General features: G+C 60.9%; 1 protein-coding gene. It reads right to left on the reverse strand.

Annotation, left to right across the window (positions count from 1 at the left end):
• The coding region (gene lepB, locus RV045_RS14350; protein WP_423236472.1) for a signal peptidase I at positions 1–202 on the reverse strand (202 nt) is incomplete at both ends.

The raw sequence follows: 202 nt of genomic DNA on the forward strand, positions 1-202 counted from the left end.
ATGTTGGCCTCGGGGACAAAGCCCCAGAAGCGCGAATCGGCCGAATTGTCGCGGTTGTCGCCCATGACGAAATAGTGTCCGGCAGGCACTGTGCAGCGCACGTGGTTGGGCGCGTAGCTGCAGTTTTTGCTGAACGGGAAATCTTTTTCGCCGCCATAAAACAGCTGCCGCGCCGGGTCGACCAGGATGCGGTGCTTCGCGC

The sequence above is a fragment of the Amphibiibacter pelophylacis genome, assembly GCF_037688875.1.
GTDB classification, from domain to species: domain Bacteria; phylum Pseudomonadota; class Gammaproteobacteria; order Burkholderiales; family Burkholderiaceae_C; genus Amphibiibacter; species Amphibiibacter pelophylacis.